The organism is Mycobacterium sp. (assembly GCF_035640695.1).
GTDB lineage: Bacteria > Actinomycetota > Actinomycetes > Mycobacteriales > Mycobacteriaceae > Mycobacterium.
Genome location: NZ_DASQVQ010000069.1, coordinates 1 through 16,560, shown reverse-complemented (window position 1 = coordinate 16,560; position 16,560 = coordinate 1). Strand labels below are relative to the sequence as shown.

Below are 16,560 nucleotides of genomic sequence, written 5' to 3'. Positions count from 1 at the left end.
CTACTTTTGGCGCGGCTCTCCGAACATCTCGAGGTATTCGTCGCGGCCGAACATCGCCGCGGTTTCGACGGCCGTCGGGTGTCCGGCCACCGGGTCGGCACCCGCCTCGACCAGCAGGCGCACCACCTCGTCCTCCCCCTTGAACACCGCACCGGCCAGCGGCGTCTGCCCCCGATCGTTGGGCCGGTTCACGTCCGCCCCATGTTCGGTCAGCACCCGCACGGTCGCCGGATGGCCGTGGTAGGCGGCCAGCATCACCAGCGTGTCCCCCGCGACGTTGGTGAGGTTGACGGGGACCCCGGCGTCCAGGTAGGCGGCCAGCCTTTCGGCATCGCCGGCGCGGGCCATGTCAAACAGCCGCCCCGCCAATTCAGCAACGTCGGCGCCGGGTTGCTCGTCGGCGCCGCCCGGGTTCGTCATGAGGCCCAAGTTACGCTCGGCATCGGCCCTCAGGCACAACCCCATAACGTTACAAGCGCATCAGTTGTCTCAGGCCCCGCCATGCCTGTCACAATGGATCGGATGTTTGAGGCAGTTGAGCAGCATCGAGCGCTCCTCAATCGGTTGACGCGCGGGTCGTGGTGGCACACTTTGCAGGCCACATCGACCCGGCGGGCGCTGCTCCTCACAGCGCTCGGCGGCCTGCTTATCGCCGGCTTCACCACGGCCCTGCCGGCCGCCGGCAACGACCCGAATCGCCTGGTCGGCTACATCGCCCCGAACCCGGTGCCCAGCACGGGCACCCACAGCACCGAGACGTTCAACAAGGCCCACGGCGGCGACTGCCTCAACTGGCCGAACAAGCAGCCGGACGAGGCCACGATCGTCGACTGCGCCCAGGACCACCGGTTCGAGGTCGCCGAGTCGGTCGACATGCGCACCTTCCCCGGCAGCGAGTACGGACCGGACGCGGCGCCCCCGTCGGCGGCGCGTATCCAGCAGATCAGCCAGGAGCAGTGCCAGGTCGCGGTGCGCCGCTATCTCGGCACCCGCTTCGACCCCAACAGCAAATTCACCATCAGCATGCTGTGGTCGGGCGACAAGGCCTGGTCGCAGTCGGGCGAGCGGCGCATGCTGTGCGGTCTGCAGCTGCCCGGTGCCGACAATCAGCAGGTCGCGTTCAAGGGCCGCGTCGCCGAGCTGGACCAGTCGAAGGTGTGGCCCGCGGGCACATGCCTGGGCATCGAGGGCAGCACCAATCAGCCAACCGACATCCCGGTCGACTGCGCGGGGCCGCACGCGATGGAGGTCACCGGCGCGGTGAACCTCGCCGAGAAGTTCCCCGGCCCGCTGCCCGCCGAAGCCGACCAAGACGCGTTCATCAAGGACTCGTGCACCAAGATGACCGATGCCTACCTGGCCCCGGTGCAACTGCGCGCCACCACGCTGACACTGATCTACAGCACGATCTCCCTGCCCAGCTGGATGGCGGACAGCCATCAGGTCTCCTGCAGCATCGGTGCCACGCTCGGAAACGGCGGCTGGGCGACGCTGATCGGCAGCGCCAAGAGCCGGATGCTGATCAACGGCCAGCCGCCGATGGCTCCTCCCGACATTCCCGACGAGCGCCTGCTTCTGCCGCCGATTCCGCTGGACGTCGGGCAGGCGTCGCAAGCCCAGACGTCGCAGGGGCAGCAGAGCCAGTCGCCGCAGAACACGTCGCCGTCGAGAACGCAGCACCTGCCGAATGCACCCGGGCCGCAGACCCCAGTCGGCAACGCTCCCGGCCCGCAGACGCCAGGACAGGCGCCGCCACCCGGACAGGCACCGCCACCGGCGCAGGGACAGGCGCCCGACCAGCAGCCGGCCACCGACCAGGCGCCCCCAGGCTTGGCCCCGCCGCCCGGCGCACCGTCGCCACCGGCGCCAGGGCCAGTTGCGCCGGCTGCCCCGCCGGCTGCCCCACCGCCGGCCGAACCACCGCCGCCGGGGCCCTAACCGCGGTGGCCGTGCGGATGAACCCGCAACGGTTCGAAGAGCTGGTTTCCGACGCGCTTGACCTGATCCCCGCCGAGCTGGCCGCGGCGTTCGACAACGTCGTCGTGCTTGTGGAGGACTGCAACCCCGACGAACCCGATCTGCTCGGGCTTTATCAAGGGGTGGCGCTGACCGAGCGGGATTCGTGGTATGCCGGGTCCCTGCCCGACACGATCACCATCTATCGCGATGCGCTGCTGGATGTCTGCGACTCCGAGGAGGAAGTCGTCGACGAGGTCGCTGTAACGGTAATACACGAGATCGCACACCATTTCGGCATCGACGACGACCGCCTGCACGAGTTGGGTTGGGGCTGAGCGCATGACCGATAACCACCCGCAGCGATAGCGGCCGATTTGTCCGCGCGGCAGCCAGGGTTTGTCGCTCGCCAGTGCTAAGAACGGCCCATGAGTTCCGATTGCCGGGAGTGCCGTGCCGGGGTCGAGCACTGCCACGGCACGATCATCTACCACGCGCTGCGTCGGTCGGAGTGCACCGAAGGTGAATGCGACCAACCCGACGGCGTCCTGCACGCGTTCCGCATCGACTGCGAGGCGCTGGGCTGCCGCTGCGGTGAGGCCACCGCACTGGCGGTCTGATTCGCGGGGCTGATTGGCTGGATGCCATGAACCTTCCTGACGTCCAGCAACATGTGTATGGCCAGCCTCAGCAGACCAGCGACGGATCCACCGTCATCACGGTGACCAAGGTGCGCAGCCGCGGCGGCGCGGTCGCCGCCATCCCGGTCGGGATCTTCGTCATCCACGACGGAAAGCCCACCTGGACGCCGGCCATCGACAGCGGCCGGGTTGCCTGGATCGGCGTGCTGACCGGGCTGGTCGCCGCGGCATTCGCGACGGGCGCGATGATCAGGCGACCGCCGTGGCCCGACATCACCATCACCGAGCACCGGTAGCCGACCATCACCGAGCACCGGTAACCGTCAGCCCATCGGGTCGGCCGACTCCAAGTCCTCGGGTGCGGGCATGCCGTGCGGATCGGGCAGAAACGGCGGCGAATGCTGACCCCAGTGCGTGCAGCTCCACCGGCCGTCGGTGATCGGTGACAGGATCACCGCTTCCCCATTGCCGAGATGGTGTTCCACGACGAAGCTGCCGTCGACGCCGGCCAGCACCGCGGCCGCCAGTCGGATCGCCGCGCCATGGCTGATCACCACGATGTCGCCGGTCCAGTCGTCGTCGTCGAGGTAGCGCATCCGAAGGTCCGCCAGCACGGGCAGGTAGCGGTCGAGTGCATCGCGCCCGCGTTCGCCGCCCGGCATCGGCGTCTCCAACTCACCCAGGTGCCAGCGCTCGTAGACCTTGTTGAATGTCTCGACCGCGTCGTCGTCGTTGCGCATCTCCAGGTCGCCGACCTGCACCTCGTGGATGCCCTCGACTTCCTTTGGGCGCATTCCCAATTCGTCGCCGATCACCGCGGCCGTCTGTTGCGCGCGAACCGCCACCGAGTGCACCAGCATGCCGAGCGGGCGACGATAGCCGCGGGCGAAGTCGCGGGCCTGCGCGACCCCCAGCGGCGTCAGCCCCGAACCCGGTGGCCGGGTGTCCAGCCGCCGCTCGACATTGCTGACCGACTGGCCGTGCCGGACCAGCACCAAACGCCCGCTCATGTTCGCGGCTTCCCGTCGCGCAGCCGCTCCAACCACCGCGACGCCTCATCCATCTCCGGCGGAACCGCGCCGGTGGCCGAACCCGTCGGCCAGGAACCCAGATACCGCACGTCTACACAACGACGATGCAGCGCCTTCAGTGCCTCGGCGACCGCGGTGTCGTCGATGTGCCCGACGCAGTCCAGAAAGAACACGTAGGTGCCGAGTTCGGTACGCGTGGGCCGCGATTCGATGCGGGTGAGGTCGATGTCGCGGATGGCGAATTCGGTCAGCGCTGCCACCAGCGCGCCTGGCGCGTTGTCCACCCGCAACACCACCGAGGTGCGGTCGGCGCCGGTCCGCGGCGGTGGCGCAGCCGGGTGGCCGACCAGCACGAACCGGGTGCGGGCGTTGGCCTCGTCGACCACCCCGGTCGCCAGCTCGGTCAGCCCGTAGCGCTGCGCGGCCAGGGCGGTCGTCACGCCCGCGTCGGCGCGGCCCGCCACCACCTCCAGCGCCGCGGCGGCGTTGGAGTTGGCCGGCACCACGCTCGCGGACGGCAGGTGGGCCGCCAGCCATTGCCGCACCTGTGCGGCCGCAACCGGAAACGCCGCCACCGTCTGGACATCGTGGGCCGCCCGTTGTCGCTGCACCGCGATGCTGAAAGACACGTCCAGCGTCAGCTCCGCGAACACCTGCAGTGGTGGCCCCGTCGCCAGGCAGTCGAGCGTCGGCAGGATCGAGCCTTCGATCGAGTTTTCAATTGGCACGCAGGTGAACTCCGCGCCGCCGGCGCGTACCGCCTGCAACGCCGCCGCCGTGCCGTCACACACAATCGGCTCGACGGGGCCACCGTCGGGAATCATTCCGGCCGCCGACATTTGCAGCAGGGCCGCCTCGGTGAAGGTCCCCTCGGGACCGAGGTAGGCGATGCGCGGCACGTAACAAATCTATCGAGTCGCCGTCCGGCTCAGCCGGATCAGCGCCTTGCCGTCCCCAAGTCTAATTAGTTAAGTAGGCTTACCTTACTCACCGCAGTCACCTCACTCGCCGCAACCCCCGGAAAGGCGCCGTCACAGGCTGGCCACCAAGCTGCCCGCGTCTCTGCGTCGCGGCGACGTTCGGCCGCCCGGCCGACGATGTGGCCGGTCTCAGCCGCGCGATCCGGCTTCTGATGGGCTGTCCCTTCCTGAACGGGCTGCGCGCGAGGAGGGTGTAGCTGGCTACCGTGTCGGCATGACGCAGCCGGCCCGCGAGCTCGCAGCGGATCGCCGCGCGCTGCAGCTGGAGATCGCCGTCGTGCTGGCGGTGACGTTCGGAATGAGCGCCGCCAACGCCATGCTCGAGCTGATCGACTCGGTGTTGCGCGGACTGCGCGGACGCATCGTGGCACTGAACCCGATGCGGTCACCGTTCGACCTGGTCAACCTCGGGTTGAACCTGACATCGATCGCCCAACTGCTGGCCTGGGGCGGCCTCGGGCTGTATCTGTTGTGGCGCAGCGGTATTACGCCGCGCCAAATCGGGCTTGGCCGACCGCAGTGGCGCGCCGACGTGCTCGGCGGTCTCGGGTTGGCCGCGCTGATCGGACTGCCGGGATTGGGGCTTTACTTCGTCGCGCGGGTAGTTGGGATGAGCGCCGAGGTGGTGCCGTCGGCGCTGACCGACACCTGGTGGCGCGTGCCCGTGCTGGTGCTGGCCGCGTTCGCCAACGCATGGGCCGAGGAAGTCATCGTCGTCGGGTTTCTGATGTCCCGATTACGGCAGCTGGGCGTCGGGCCTCCCGGCGCCATCGTTTGGTCGAGCCTGCTGCGCGGCGCTTACCACCTGTATCAGGGCTTCAGCGCCGGCCTGGGCAACCTCGTAATGGGTCTGGTGTTCGGCTACGTATGGCAGCGCACCGGACGGCTCTGGCCGCTGGTCATCGCGCACGGCATCATCGACACCGTCGCATTCGTCGGCTACGCGCTGGCCGCGCGTCATCTGGGTTGGCTGCGGTAGCCCCGTACATTTGCTATCTGTGAGCGACAACTGGCGGCCCCCGCCGCGGCGCGCCGAGCCGTCGCAGGTGATCCGCCGCGATCCGCGGTATCGCCCGCCAGTCGCTACCCCGGTCCCCGCTCCGCAACCACGCCGTCGGCCCGCACCCGGCCGGCCACCGCCCGGCTGGCCACCGCCGAGCTGGCAACCGCCCAGCTGGCAACCGCCACCGCCTCCGCCAACCCGACCCCCACCACCGCGGCAGCGCCCGCCGGGCTGGCCACCGCCACCGCCTCGGCCGGTCAAGCCAAAGCGCAAACCGCGCTGGGGTCGCCGGATCGCGATATCACTGCAGGTGCTACTCGTGGCGATCACCGTCGCGGTCGTCGGCGGCGGCTGCTGGATCGAAACGTCGCTCCGCCGCGCGCAGGTGCTCGCCGACTACCCCGACCGGCCCGCGCCCGGCCAAGGCACCACGTGGCTGCTGGTCGGTTCCGACAGCCGCAGCGACCTGAGCCCCGAACAGCAGGCCGAGTTGGCCACCGGCGGCGACATCGGCAACGGTCGCACCGACACGATCATGCTCGTGCACATGCCGGGCTTGGGTTCGAGCACGCCGACGTCGATGGTGTCGATCCCGCGCGACTCCTACGTCAACATCCCGGGCCACGGCAGCGACAAGGTCAACGCGGCGTTCGCCGCCGGCGGCGGATCGCTGCTGGCGCAGACAGTCGAGCAGGCCACCGGGCTTCGGCTGGACCACTACGCCGAGATCGGCTTCGCCGGTTTCGCCGAGGTCGTCGACGCGCTCGGCGGCGTGACGATGTGCCCGAAGGAACCGATCAGCGATCCGCTCGCCGGCATCGACCTGTCCGCGGGCTGTCAGCGGCTCGACGGGCGCAACGCGCTCGGCTACGTACGCAGCCGGGCCACGCCGCGGGCCGACCTGGACCGGATGGTCAACCAGCGCGCGTTCATGTCGGCGCTGCTGCGCCGCGCGGCGAATCCGGCGGTGTACCTCAATCCGTTCCGCTGGTATCCGACGGTCACGACCGCCACGGGTGCGTTGACCGTCGACGAGGGCGCGCACGCATGGGATCTGGCCCGGCTGGCCTCGGCGCTGCGCGGCTCAACGGTCACCGCGACGGTGCCGATCGCCGAGTTCACCGGCAGCGACTCCGGGTCGGTGGTGGTGTGGAACAGCGACGTCGCACACGATCTGTTCGCGGCGCTGGCGTCCGACTCTCCGCTGCCGCGGGCGGTACTACAGGATCAGCCATAGCTAGCGGCCGGGCAGGTCGGTCAGGCCGTGTTCCACCCAGCCCTTGGTGCGGCCAGGGTGATTGGTGGCGATCCAGCCGACACCCAGCTTGCGGCAATACTCGACGTCCTCGAAGTGGTCGACCGTCCAGCAATAGGTGGCCCGGCCCTGGGCGGCGGCGCGGTCGACGAGCTCGGGATGCTCGCGCAGCGTCTGGATCGACGGGCCAACCGCGGTGGCTCCGACCGTGGTTGCGGCGCCGCCCCCGAGGTAGCGTGACGTGTCGCCGAGCAGCACGGTCGGCAGCATCGGCGCCGCCCGGCGAATCCGCCATACCGCGGCCGCCGAGAACGACATCACCACCGCGCGCGACCGGTCCGCCGAGGCGGGCGACGCGATGCCGTAGCGGTGCAGCAGCGCCAGCACCTTGCTTTCCACCAGTGACCCGTACCGCACCGGGTGCTTGGTTTCGATGAAGATCTTCACCGGCCGACTCCAGTCGAGCACCAGTCCGACGAGCTCGTCTAGCGTCAGCAGCCCGGTGGCGCCGTGGGCGTCGGCACCGCGCCACCCCGGATGCCACGAGCCGAAGTCGAGCTCGCGGAGTTGGGCCAGGGTCATCTCGCTAACCAGGCCGGCGCCGGTCGACGTGCGGTCGATTCTGCGGTCGTGCATGCAGACCAGATGCCCGTCTCGGGTGAGCCGTACGTCGCACTCCACCCCGTCGGCGCCCTGGTTCAGCGCCAGCTCGTAGGCGGCGCGAGTGTGCTCCGGGCGCTCGGCGGAGGCGCCGCGGTGGGCCACCACGAAGGGATGTCCGGAGCGCGCACCGTCGCCCGAGCTCATAGGGCTATGCTGCCGGGTCCTGCCGTTCGGGCTCAACACCGAGCGCGGATTCGCCGTCAGATTCGTCAGCCGGAGATGCTTCGGCCCGCTCGTCGGACAACTCGACGGGAAGGACCAACCACCGATGCGCCGGCCGCTCCACCGGCGTGCGCTCGAACGCGAGCACGACTTGTCCCGCCGCCGCAACTGCCGCCGCCGCCAGCAGGTAGGCCACAATAAAGCTGACGGTGTTGTTGGCGATGGCCTGCGCGCTGTCGGTGAAGGCGGTCGCGGTCGCGAACAGCGACATCGCGGTGCTGGCCATGAAGATGACCCACCACGCCACGATCGGTCGCCGCAGCTGAGACGGGCGCTCCTCGGCGACGGCCAGCTCCAGAACGAACACCGGCGCCCACACCAAGTTCAGCAACGGGATCAGGCATCCGCCGCGCAGCGCCCACCTCGGTCGCGGATCCGGTTGTCCGCGATGGTGATACGCGGCCGCTCGGCGGGCGATCAGCCACCGGGTCAGCACCACTGCGCAGCCGATCACCGACACGAACGCCCCGACGCTTGCCAGCACGCCCAGCCAGGTGACGGCGCCGGCGATCAGTGGGTGCAGCAGCGTAGAGCGGTTGACCATCAGCAGCACGTAGCGGATCAGATGCAGCAGCGCGGCGGTCGCCAGCACCGCGAACGTGGTGATCAATGTCGCGCGCACCACCCACGGCGACGGGCCGGCCACGAACGGCCGTTCGGCGGTGTCCGCCGACGACAACGTGGGGTCGACGAGTCCCCACCGCGGAATCACCGTATAGCGCGGCGTCGGCCCCAGCGGCCGGCGACGGCGACGCGGCGCCGGAGCGGCCCCCGGACGCACCGCTATCCATCGATACCCCGGCGGCAGCAGCGGCGCGGAGCGCGAGGACGACCCGGCCGGCACGACAGCGTGATTGTGCCCGGGCGCGCTCCACACCGACAGCTGCTGTTCGGCTGAGGGCGCAAGCAGCGCACCGTGACAGCGCGGACACCACTCCCGGCGTCGGTCGCGCACGTTCCATCGTGTTCCGCAGCGGGAACACACCTGAATCATCCGACCAGCCTAGCTTCGCTCACACCATGCCGGCCGCCCACGCCAGGATCCACTTCCCGCGACCCGCCTAATTCAGCTACTAGCGGGTTATCCACAGATTCCACAGGTTCATGCACAGGAGCATCGGGTGAGTATCTGCTCTTGACCGGTGTGTCTGAGCGTATGCCAAACGCCTGCTGGGGATAACCTGTGCCACTTCAGCGTTGGCGATCAACAGGCGCATACGGCTGCAGCTAACTTGCTTGGCCAGCTGCCACCGAACCCGCAGTACCTGCGCGCCCTTACGGTGGAGAGCTCCAGCTGGCGGTCGTCGGTGGTGTAGATCGCCGAGCGGTATTGAGTGCCATGGTCGTTGCCCTGCCGCATGCCCTGGGTTGGGTCGTGGCTCTCCCAGAACCGGCCGATATGTCGGGTTGGGTGTGTAGCCGCCGGCATAGCCGACCGCCGTCGAGTGCACGCCGTCGAGTTCCCAAGAGCCACGTTCGGCACCGCATAAGCAGCCCTCCCCGAACGCCGCGCTACGCAACCCTTCCCGAAACCGGCGGAGCGGTCGCGCCCAGGCAACGCATCGCAGATGTCGACCATCGCGGCACGCGGGTGCAGTTGTCCAACGACATCGTGGAAACCAGCCCATGGGCGGTCCTACGCCGCGCAAACACAGCCAACCCGCGGGTCAGTTGCGGCTCATCCACCGGAAGATTTCAGGCAACCCACAGTGGGTATTCGAAAGGTTTCGAGGGTTACCCGTCGATTTCGCATCGCATGACAAGGAGGGTTATGATCATCGTCACAAAACGAGCCTGTGATTCATTTCACTGAAAGTAAGGGTTTAAACGTGCAGGTCAGAGGCTTCTGATGTCGACACATCCGCTCGGATCCGGGTCCGCTATGCCGCCGCCCGAATGGCACTCGTCATCGCACGTCTATACCCGGGCGCAAGTGACCGCCGCGCTGCGCGCGGCTCTCATTGCGTTGGTTCTGCTCGGAATCCTCGCGTTGATGATCCTGTTCTGAATCTAACCCGTTGCTGTGATGCCGGCCCCGATCGGCGTCCTTGCGACGCGCGCGGCGATGGAGCAGTGTTGATTACGACCGGTCCCGCACCCGGCCGGCCGAGATCGTACGAGTGAACGCCTGACATCAGAAAGGGAATCTCGTGGCCGATTACACGTTGCCCGACTTGGACTACGACTACGGAGCACTTGAACCGCACATCTCGGGACAGATCAACGAACTTCACCACACCAAGCACCACGCCACCTACGTCAAGGGCGCCAACACCGCACTGGAACAACTTGCCGAGGCGCGCGAAAAGGGCGACCACGGTTCCGTTTTCCTGCACGAGAAGAATTTGGCCTTCAACCTTGGCGGCCACGTGAACCATTCGATTTGGTGGAAGATCATGTCGCCGGACGGTGGCGACAAGCCCACCGGTGACCTCGCCGCCGCGATCGACGACGCCTTCGGCTCCTTCGACAAGCTGCAGGCGCAGTTCAGCGCCGCGGCCAACAGCCTGCAGGGATCGGGTTGGGCCGTGCTGGGCTATGACAGCCTCGGCGACAAGCTGTTGACCTTCCAGCTCTATGACCAGCAGGCCAATGTCCCGCTCGGCATCATCCCGCTGTTACAGCTCGATATGTGGGAGCACGCGTACTACCTGCAGTACAAGAACGTAAAAGCCGACTACGCCAAGGCGTGGTGGAATGTCGTCAATTGGCCCGACGTAGAGAAGCGGTACGCCGCGGCGACCAGCAAGACCAGTGGCCTGATCTTCGGCGGCTGAGCCTTCCTGAGCCTTCCTGAGCCTTCCTGAGCGTTCCTGAGCCTTCCTGAGCCGGGGCGTGGCGCGGTGGCGCCGCGCCCCGATTTTTATAGCCCAGAGCTGGCACTCGTGTCCTCTTGCGTGCTATAGCGCCCGTCCCGCATGCTTTTCGAATCGACCCAACGCGGTGTCGCACGGGTGTTGGTTCGAGAGGTGGAGGCGGATATGACGATGGGATCCGGCCGGGCCGTCGAAGTGGCTCCCTTCCATTCACACGGCTCGCTCAAAGGTTTCGTGGTTTCCGGCCGCTGGCCCGACTCCACCAAGGAGTGGGCGCAGCTGCTCATCGTCGCCGTCCGGGTCGCCTCGCTACCCGGATTGCTCGACACCACAACGATTTTCGGCGTCCGCGAGGAGCTTCCCGAATCACCGGTGCCCGGGACGGTTGGTTTGGTGCTGGCCGAAGGCACAGTGGTCGGCGAATCCGCGGTCCCGCCAGGGCATTTCGCCGAGCGACTGCCGCCCGCCTTGATGATGCTCCACCCCCCGTCGGAGACCATGCCGTCATTGCCGGAGTGCACCGGCGCGGCGTCCGGATGCGTATTGCTTCCCGGGCTGCCGCATCTCGGCCTGGAACACCGGGCCGCCTGGGTCGAGGCCGAATCCGACGGCACCATCACGTCAATGGTCAGTCGCGTCGGCGTGGATCCGATCAGCCATCCCGACACCGCCATTCTGGCGATGCTCCTTGCCGCATAGGGACGTATAGGGAAATGCCAACCGGCTGATTCGGCGGCCCGAATTCGGCCCGAGTTCCGCCCGCGCGGCGGCCCGAACGCGGCCCGCGCGGTGCCGCGGCAGGGCCTGCGCCCCGTTGGTCGCCTACGGCCTGCCGATCCCGACGGGCCGACGATCGCCGTCTCTGCGCTGTACTGGCGACTGCCCCCGGCCGTCTCTGCGCTGCACCGGCCACTGACCCAGCCGCCGCACGCGCTGGCGGCCGGTGGCCCGGTGGCGGTGGTCGTGACGCCCGCCGAACGGACTAGCGCGCGCGGCTCTGAACAGGACTTTCACGCCGACACAGCAAAGGCATCGACGGGGCGGCACCAATGCTTGCCGGTTGCCAGCCGCAGGGCTAGTTTGACCGGTGCTGGTTGGCCGCGGGTAGCCACAGCACCCATATCCGGTCCGATGACAGGATTTGCCTGCTACAGCAAGGTGTTCGGTATGTTCGCAGTTATTTTCCCGTTACCTATGGGCGCCATGACAGGAAGTAGTATGGGCACAAACGATTATTAGAATCTGGTTTGCACTTGGTTGGAGGCAAAACAGTCGCTACCATGATCAGCAAATACGCGTCCATCGGTTCACCCGCACATCCAGCCGCCGGAGGTTCCACTATGAGCAAGACGTTCGCCGCCCGCTTAAATCGCCTGTTCGACACGGTGTACCCACCGGGCCGCGGACCGCACACCTCGGCCGAGGTGATTGCCGCGCTCAAGGCGGAAGGCATCACCATGTCGGCTCCGTACCTGTCGCAGCTGCGCTCAGGCAACCGCACAAACCCGTCCGCGGCGACGATGGCAGCCCTTGCCAACTTCTTCAGGATCAAGCCGGCTTATTTCACCGACGACGACTATTACGAGAAGCTCGACAAAGAGTTGACCTGGCTGGCCAATATGCGCGACGACGGCGTCCGTCGTATTGCGGCGCGTACCGTCGGGCTGTCCGCGGAAGCCCAGGAAGACCTCGTCGCCAAGGTCGATGAGCTGCGCCGCAAGGAGCACCTCGACGATTAGCCCGCCGGGGCACCGGGCAGTCGTCCGGCGAAGCGCCGTCTAGTCGCCCTAGTCGCGTCCGTGGCGTGCCGTCTCGCTGCTCTTGAGCTCGCGGTATTGGCGCGCGATGGCCAGGATCCACTCCCGGTCGGAGCAGACGTCCGGCTGGCGCAGCCAGCTGAGGCCCGGAAAGCCCTGCGTCTTGTCCCCGTATTTGGTCCGCCGAATCCAATCGGCGACCGCCCGCGCCTGATCCTCGGGTCGCACCCATTCCGGATTCGCGGCGGTGATCAGTTTGGTCCGCTCCGCGGTGCCGCAACCCGATCCGCCCGCGGCGTCGGTCATCGACGCTTGCGCGCCCGCCGCAGCGTCGGCCGCGCGTGTCCCTTCCAGAAACAGGGCGTCAGAAATCAACGACATCCGCTCGGCCACCCGGAACGCCAGTGGCCCACGCGGTCGGATGCCGACGCCGATGTCCGGCTGCCGACGCGCCAATTCCCGCAGCAACGGGTCAATGGTCCGCAGTTCGAAACGGGCGCCGAACCAGTCCTCGACCGTCGGAAGCAGGGCGCCGATCGCGACGATCAGCATCGCGCAACCCAGCAGCATGACGACCGGCCGCACACCCACCAGGCCGGGGCTTCCGAGCGCGCGGATGAAGAAGAATCCGCTGGCGAGCACGATCAGGGCAATGCCGAGGGTGAACACAAACAAAGCGCGGCCGCGACGGCTGCGGCTGGAGTAGCGCATGCCGGCCACCGCCACCACCGTAAGCGCCAACACCACGAACAGCAGCGGCAACAGCCACGGCAGCGACGTGTGGGAGCCGAGATTATGCAGCAGATATTCCTCGGGCGACATCTCCGGTTGGCGACCGCCAAGTAGAAACAACGCCAGCGTGATCGCGCCGATGACCACCGCGGTGGTGTAGTGCAGCCAGGCCATCCGGCGCATCACCACAGGTTTTCTCGACGAAGCGACGCTGGTGATCATCACGCAGCTGCTGGTCGCGCTCATCACCAGAGCAATCTGCGAAAGTGCAATTGAGATGTTCGGCCAGTTGAGGGCGCCGTCGACCAGCAGCGTCAACGGCGGCCAATTCAGGGCGGCAAGCACCCCCAGGCTGGCCAGCGCCAGCATCATCGCGGCACTGACAACGGACTGTTTGTTAACCAGAGCCCAGCCGATGCGCACTCCAGTGGCGACGCCCAACAGGCCGGCGATCACCCAGATGATCAACCAAACGCCTCTCCGAGGCGCACCTGCACGATGGAGGAGCGATCCGACGGTAACCGGCCGAGCCGGTAACTCAGCAGCGCGGCGAAGTCCTCGGCTTCCTGCTCGGCCTCCTCTCCGCTGGGCCCCATGCAGCCGGTTCGCTGATTGAGCATGTACCCGATCAAGTCCTCGGTGGCCACCTCGGTGGCATCCTTTGCCGCCTGCACCACCGGGATGCCGTGGTGCCCCAGCACCAGATGCCCGAGCTCATGGGCAAGCGTGCGATCCCACGCGGGCAGTCCCTTCTGGATCAGGAACACGTCGTGGTCCGCGTACTGTCGCCACTGACCGCAAACTCCGTACGGCAGTTCTGCGACCTCGACGCTGATGGGCCGAGAGCGGCTGTCGCTGACCGCCTTCACCAACCGGAGAATGGAAAGCTCGCCCCGGCGAGGCGCCAACTCGAGCACGGCGGCGACGGCATTGGTGATTCTACGGCTCGCGGGCATGTGAGGACCCCCTTCCCGTGCACCCTTTCACCTGTGGGCATCTACTTACCCCCTAAACCGAAGACTTTAATCGAGGAACCGCTCGATGCTCCTGGCTCGCACCGAGTGTCCGGCCTTCGCCTGCCGATATCCGACTAGGCCGCCGGCTGCGGTCAGCAACAGCATGCCCGCGACACCCGGCAGAGCCATGGCCGCCAGCTCACCCGTTCCCGCTGTCCGGAGGTAGCTGCTGTAGCCGACCCGGAACGCCGCTTGGGTGGCCAGCGGACTGGCCGGGGGCAGCGGCTGCGGACCGGGGCCCACCGATTGCCCGAGCGGTGGCAGTGGGTTACCCGGTGGCGGTTCGGGCGGCACGCGTGGCGGAATTCCCGGATTGACGCCGATACGCGGTGCCGGCAACGGCGGAGCGGGCGGAACCACAGGCGCGGCGGGGATCACCGGCGCCACCAGCGGGGCCTCGATGACCGGCACTTCCGCCGCCGCCGGATGGGGATACTCGGAACCGCGGCCGTGGCCGCCCGTCGGCCCGGAATCGACCACCGGCTCCTCACCGGCGACCGACGGGCTGAGCGTGGTCGGCGCCTGCGTCGCGGGCTGAGGCTGCGGCACGCCGGGAGTCCCCGGTGTGGACGGCAACCGGAGCGCATCGGCCAAACCGCTATAGAGACCACCCCAACGAGCCCAACCGCCATTGGTTGGCCGAGGGAATGCGACGTGGATGCCGGGCCGGAACGCGTTGCCGTCCTTGTACGCCGCTCCGATGCCACGGGGCTTTTGGCCGCCGGTTTCCCCGCCCACCGAAAGCACGCCGCTGCCCTCCGTGGTCTGCGGGCTGCCGAGGCCGGCCTCGGTGCCGGCCGGTCCACCAAAGACGCCGCGGCCGGCCAGCCGGGCCGGCATGCCGAAGCGGCCGGTCAGGACGCCGCCGTTGCGGCCGTCGCCAACCCGGGGCGCCGTCGCCTCGCTGAGATTCCGCTTTGTGTTGCCCGATGCCTGGCTCCCGCGATTGGCGCCCGAACCCCCGAAGCCGCCGCGGTCGTCGTGGTGGCCGCCGCGCGGGCCCGGCTCGGCGCACGCAATCCCGCCGGGGGCACCGACCAGCATGCCAACAGCGACTAGACAACCCACCGCCGTGTACCGCATCCGGGACTGATCCACCGTCTCCCCATCAGGCCGGCCAGAACATTGCTCGTCAGGATTTCTCGCGTTGCGCCATTCTCGCATACCCTTCCGGATCGGTTTGCTCGGATCGACAGAAACAGGTAGCGATAGGGTTGGCTGCACAAATAGGGATGTCCACAAAGCACCGGGAGGCAAGCCGGGATGGGCCTGTTCACAAAACGGAAGAGCCGCGCAACCCGACGAGCCGAAGCCCGAGCCCTCAAGCGCCGTGCCGAACTCGACGCCAAGCTGGCAGCCAGGAACGAAAAGCGGCGCATCAAGTCGGAGGCCCGGGCCGCCGACAAGGCGCTGCGGACGCAGCTAAAAGTACAACGGGACAGCGACAAAGCCGCGCTGAAGGTTGCTGAAACGGAACTCAAGGCGGCGCGTGAAGGCAAGCTTTTGTCTCCGACGCGGATTCGGAGGTTGCTGACTGTCACCCGGCTTCTTGCCCCGGTCGTGGTGCCGCTGGCCTACCGTGCGTCCGTGGCCGCGCGCGGCTTTCTCGATGAGTGGCGCGCCGACCGGCTCGGGGTGCCGCTGAACGCAGTCGGGCAGTTTTCTGGACACGGCGCGCAGCTGTCCGCCCGCATCGCAGGCGCCGAACAATCGGTGCGGCTGGTATCGGACAAGAAGCCGAAGGACGCCGAGACCAAACAGTTCGCCGCCGCCGTCACCAGCAAGCTGGCCGACCTGTCGGCCGCGGTCGCGGCCGCGGAGAACATGCCCGTGTCACGGCGTCGCGCCGCGCACGCGGCGATCTCGGAGCAACTCGACGGCATCGACGCCGACCTGCTGGCCCGCCTCGGTGTGGCCTGAGCGGTGACCCGTCGCCGGCCCAGTCCCGCGGCACACCTGCGTGGAACGGCGGCGGGGCTGCTGACGGCCGCGCTGGCCCTGGCGGCCCACTCGATGGCGAGCGGCGCGCAACCCTCGGGTGCGGCCGTCGCATTACTTGGCGTGCTGGCGAGCACGACGGGCGCGGTCGCGGCGACCGCCGACCGTGCGTCCGATACCCGACCAATGTTGGGATTGCTGGCGATCGGACAACTCGTCGGCCATCTCTTGCTCGCGACCGCCGACCACTGCCATCACGGCGTCGCCGGCGGGCCGCCGCCCGCGGTGATGCTGGCTGCACACATCACCGCGTTGGTGGTCGGGGCGACGTTGATCACCGGGGCCGATCGACTGTGCCGCGCGGTGTGCACCACGTTGCGGAGCCTGGCCCGCGAGTGGCCGCGGCAGGTGGCCTCCGCCGCGGCCGGCCCGGCGGTGGGCAGTGATCAACCCTGGCGTTCTGCGTTGCTTCTTGCGGCGTCGGTGTCGCATCGCGGCCCGCCGGTCGGACTCGCCCGCTGACCGACGACCACTTAGACACCAGAAAGCC

Annotated in this window: 20 protein-coding genes and 2 pseudogenes; 13 read left to right on the top strand and 9 right to left on the bottom strand. The window is 68.1% G+C overall.

The annotated features are described in order from the left end of the window. On the bottom strand, positions 1-420 hold the full coding sequence (locus VE759_RS08870) for an ankyrin repeat domain-containing protein (protein WP_324930511.1): 420 nt from the start codon (positions 418-420) through the stop codon (positions 1-3). Between the two features lie 102 nt (positions 421-522). Between VE759_RS08870 and VE759_RS08865 the strand changes: the two genes are divergently transcribed. From VE759_RS08865 to VE759_RS08850, 4 genes are all read left to right on the top strand, one after another. Next, positions 523-1,938, top strand: coding sequence for a septum formation family protein (locus VE759_RS08865; RefSeq protein ID WP_324930508.1), 1,416 nt, complete (start codon positions 523-525; stop codon positions 1,936-1,938). 5 nt (positions 1,939-1,943) lie between these two features. Next, the gene (locus tag VE759_RS08860; RefSeq protein ID WP_324930505.1) at positions 1,944-2,294 is read left to right on the top strand and encodes a metallopeptidase family protein; all 351 of its coding nucleotides are present in this window, start codon (positions 1,944-1,946) and stop codon (positions 2,292-2,294) included. Positions 2,295-2,384: 90 nt separating this feature from the next. Beyond that, positions 2,385-2,576, top strand: coding sequence for a hypothetical protein (locus VE759_RS08855; protein ID WP_324930503.1), 192 nt, complete (start codon positions 2,385-2,387; stop codon positions 2,574-2,576). 26 nt (positions 2,577-2,602) lie between these two features. After that, positions 2,603-2,893, top strand: coding sequence for a hypothetical protein (locus VE759_RS08850; protein ID WP_324930500.1), 291 nt, complete (start codon positions 2,603-2,605; stop codon positions 2,891-2,893). A gap of 27 nt (positions 2,894-2,920) precedes the next feature. Here VE759_RS08850 and VE759_RS08845 read toward each other — a convergent pair whose 3' ends face one another. Next, complete coding sequence (locus VE759_RS08845) at positions 2,921-3,607, bottom strand: histidine phosphatase family protein (protein ID WP_324930496.1); 687 nt, start codon at positions 3,605-3,607, stop codon at positions 2,921-2,923. Then, a complete protein-coding gene (gene pheA / locus VE759_RS08840) occupies positions 3,604-4,527 on the bottom strand; it encodes a prephenate dehydratase (protein WP_324930492.1) in 924 nt (307 codons plus the stop codon). The genes VE759_RS08845 and pheA overlap by 4 nt, the downstream gene beginning before the upstream one ends. 179 nt (positions 4,528-4,706) lie before the next feature. Here pheA and VE759_RS08835 point away from each other — a divergent pair. The 3 genes and pseudogenes from VE759_RS08835 to VE759_RS08820 all read left to right on the top strand — a co-directional run. Next, positions 4,707-4,805, top strand: a pseudogene (locus VE759_RS08835) (DUF2470 domain-containing protein); the annotation flags it as partial. 17 nt (positions 4,806-4,822) lie between these two features. Beyond that, positions 4,823-5,587: a CPBP family intramembrane glutamic endopeptidase gene (locus VE759_RS08830; RefSeq protein WP_324930489.1), complete on the top strand. Its 765-nt coding sequence runs from the start codon at positions 4,823-4,825 to the stop codon at positions 5,585-5,587. Positions 5,588-5,654: 67 nt separating this feature from the next. After that, the gene (locus VE759_RS08820) at positions 5,655-6,848 is read left to right on the top strand and encodes an LCP family protein (RefSeq protein ID WP_414687864.1); all 1,194 of its coding nucleotides are present in this window, start codon (positions 5,655-5,657) and stop codon (positions 6,846-6,848) included. On the opposite strand, the gene VE759_RS08815 is transcribed toward VE759_RS08820, so the two are convergent. The 3 genes and pseudogenes from VE759_RS08815 to VE759_RS08805 all read right to left on the bottom strand — a co-directional run. Next, positions 6,849-7,673, bottom strand: coding sequence for a glycerophosphodiester phosphodiesterase (locus VE759_RS08815; protein ID WP_324930486.1), 825 nt, complete (start codon positions 7,671-7,673; stop codon positions 6,849-6,851). Positions 7,674-7,677: 4 nt separating this feature from the next. Continuing rightward, positions 7,678-8,745: a DUF4328 domain-containing protein gene (locus VE759_RS08810; RefSeq protein ID WP_324930483.1), complete on the bottom strand. Its 1,068-nt coding sequence runs from the start codon at positions 8,743-8,745 to the stop codon at positions 7,678-7,680. Positions 8,746-9,012: 267 nt separating this feature from the next. Continuing rightward, a pseudogene (locus tag VE759_RS08805) lies at positions 9,013-9,379 on the bottom strand (peptide-methionine (S)-S-oxide reductase); the annotation flags it as partial. A 221-nt stretch (positions 9,380-9,600) separates the two neighbouring features. Between VE759_RS08805 and VE759_RS08800 the strand changes: the two are divergent. From VE759_RS08800 to VE759_RS08785, 4 genes are all read left to right on the top strand, one after another. Further along, positions 9,601-9,759, top strand: a complete 159-nt coding sequence (locus VE759_RS08800; RefSeq protein ID WP_324930480.1) for a hypothetical protein — start codon at positions 9,601-9,603, stop codon at positions 9,757-9,759. A 142-nt stretch (positions 9,760-9,901) separates the two neighbouring features. Next, positions 9,902-10,528 carry a superoxide dismutase gene (locus VE759_RS08795; protein ID WP_324930477.1) on the top strand — a complete coding sequence of 209 codons (627 nt, stop codon included), beginning with the start codon at positions 9,902-9,904 and terminating at the stop codon, positions 10,526-10,528. A gap of 204 nt (positions 10,529-10,732) precedes the next feature. Continuing rightward, positions 10,733-11,266: a peptidase gene (locus VE759_RS08790; protein WP_324930475.1), complete on the top strand. Its 534-nt coding sequence runs from the start codon at positions 10,733-10,735 to the stop codon at positions 11,264-11,266. Positions 11,267-11,907: 641 nt separating this feature from the next. Next, complete coding sequence (locus VE759_RS08785; protein ID WP_324930472.1) at positions 11,908-12,306, top strand: helix-turn-helix transcriptional regulator; 399 nt, start codon at positions 11,908-11,910, stop codon at positions 12,304-12,306. A 48-nt stretch (positions 12,307-12,354) separates the two neighbouring features. Here the strand turns inward: VE759_RS08785 and VE759_RS08780 are convergent, their stop codons facing one another. From VE759_RS08780 to VE759_RS08770, 3 genes are all read right to left on the bottom strand, one after another. Then, positions 12,355-13,524: a hypothetical protein gene (locus tag VE759_RS08780; RefSeq protein WP_324930469.1), complete on the bottom strand. Its 1,170-nt coding sequence runs from the start codon at positions 13,522-13,524 to the stop codon at positions 12,355-12,357. Further along, complete coding sequence (locus VE759_RS08775) at positions 13,521-14,012, bottom strand: DUF955 domain-containing protein (RefSeq protein WP_324930467.1); 492 nt, start codon at positions 14,010-14,012, stop codon at positions 13,521-13,523. The genes VE759_RS08780 and VE759_RS08775 overlap by 4 nt, the downstream gene beginning before the upstream one ends. 66 nt (positions 14,013-14,078) lie before the next feature. Continuing rightward, positions 14,079-15,116, bottom strand: coding sequence for a hypothetical protein (locus VE759_RS08770; protein WP_324930464.1), 1,038 nt, complete (start codon positions 15,114-15,116; stop codon positions 14,079-14,081). A gap of 219 nt (positions 15,117-15,335) precedes the next feature. Here VE759_RS08770 and VE759_RS08765 point away from each other — a divergent pair, with 219 nt between their 5' ends. Further along, positions 15,336-15,992 carry a DUF6474 family protein gene (locus tag VE759_RS08765; protein ID WP_324930461.1) on the top strand — a complete coding sequence of 219 codons (657 nt, stop codon included), beginning with the start codon at positions 15,336-15,338 and terminating at the stop codon, positions 15,990-15,992. A 3-nt stretch (positions 15,993-15,995) separates the two neighbouring features. Then, entirely contained in the window at positions 15,996-16,532 is a 537-nt protein-coding gene (locus VE759_RS08760) for a hypothetical protein (protein WP_324930458.1), read from the top strand. Positions 16,533-16,560 lie beyond the last annotated feature (28 nt).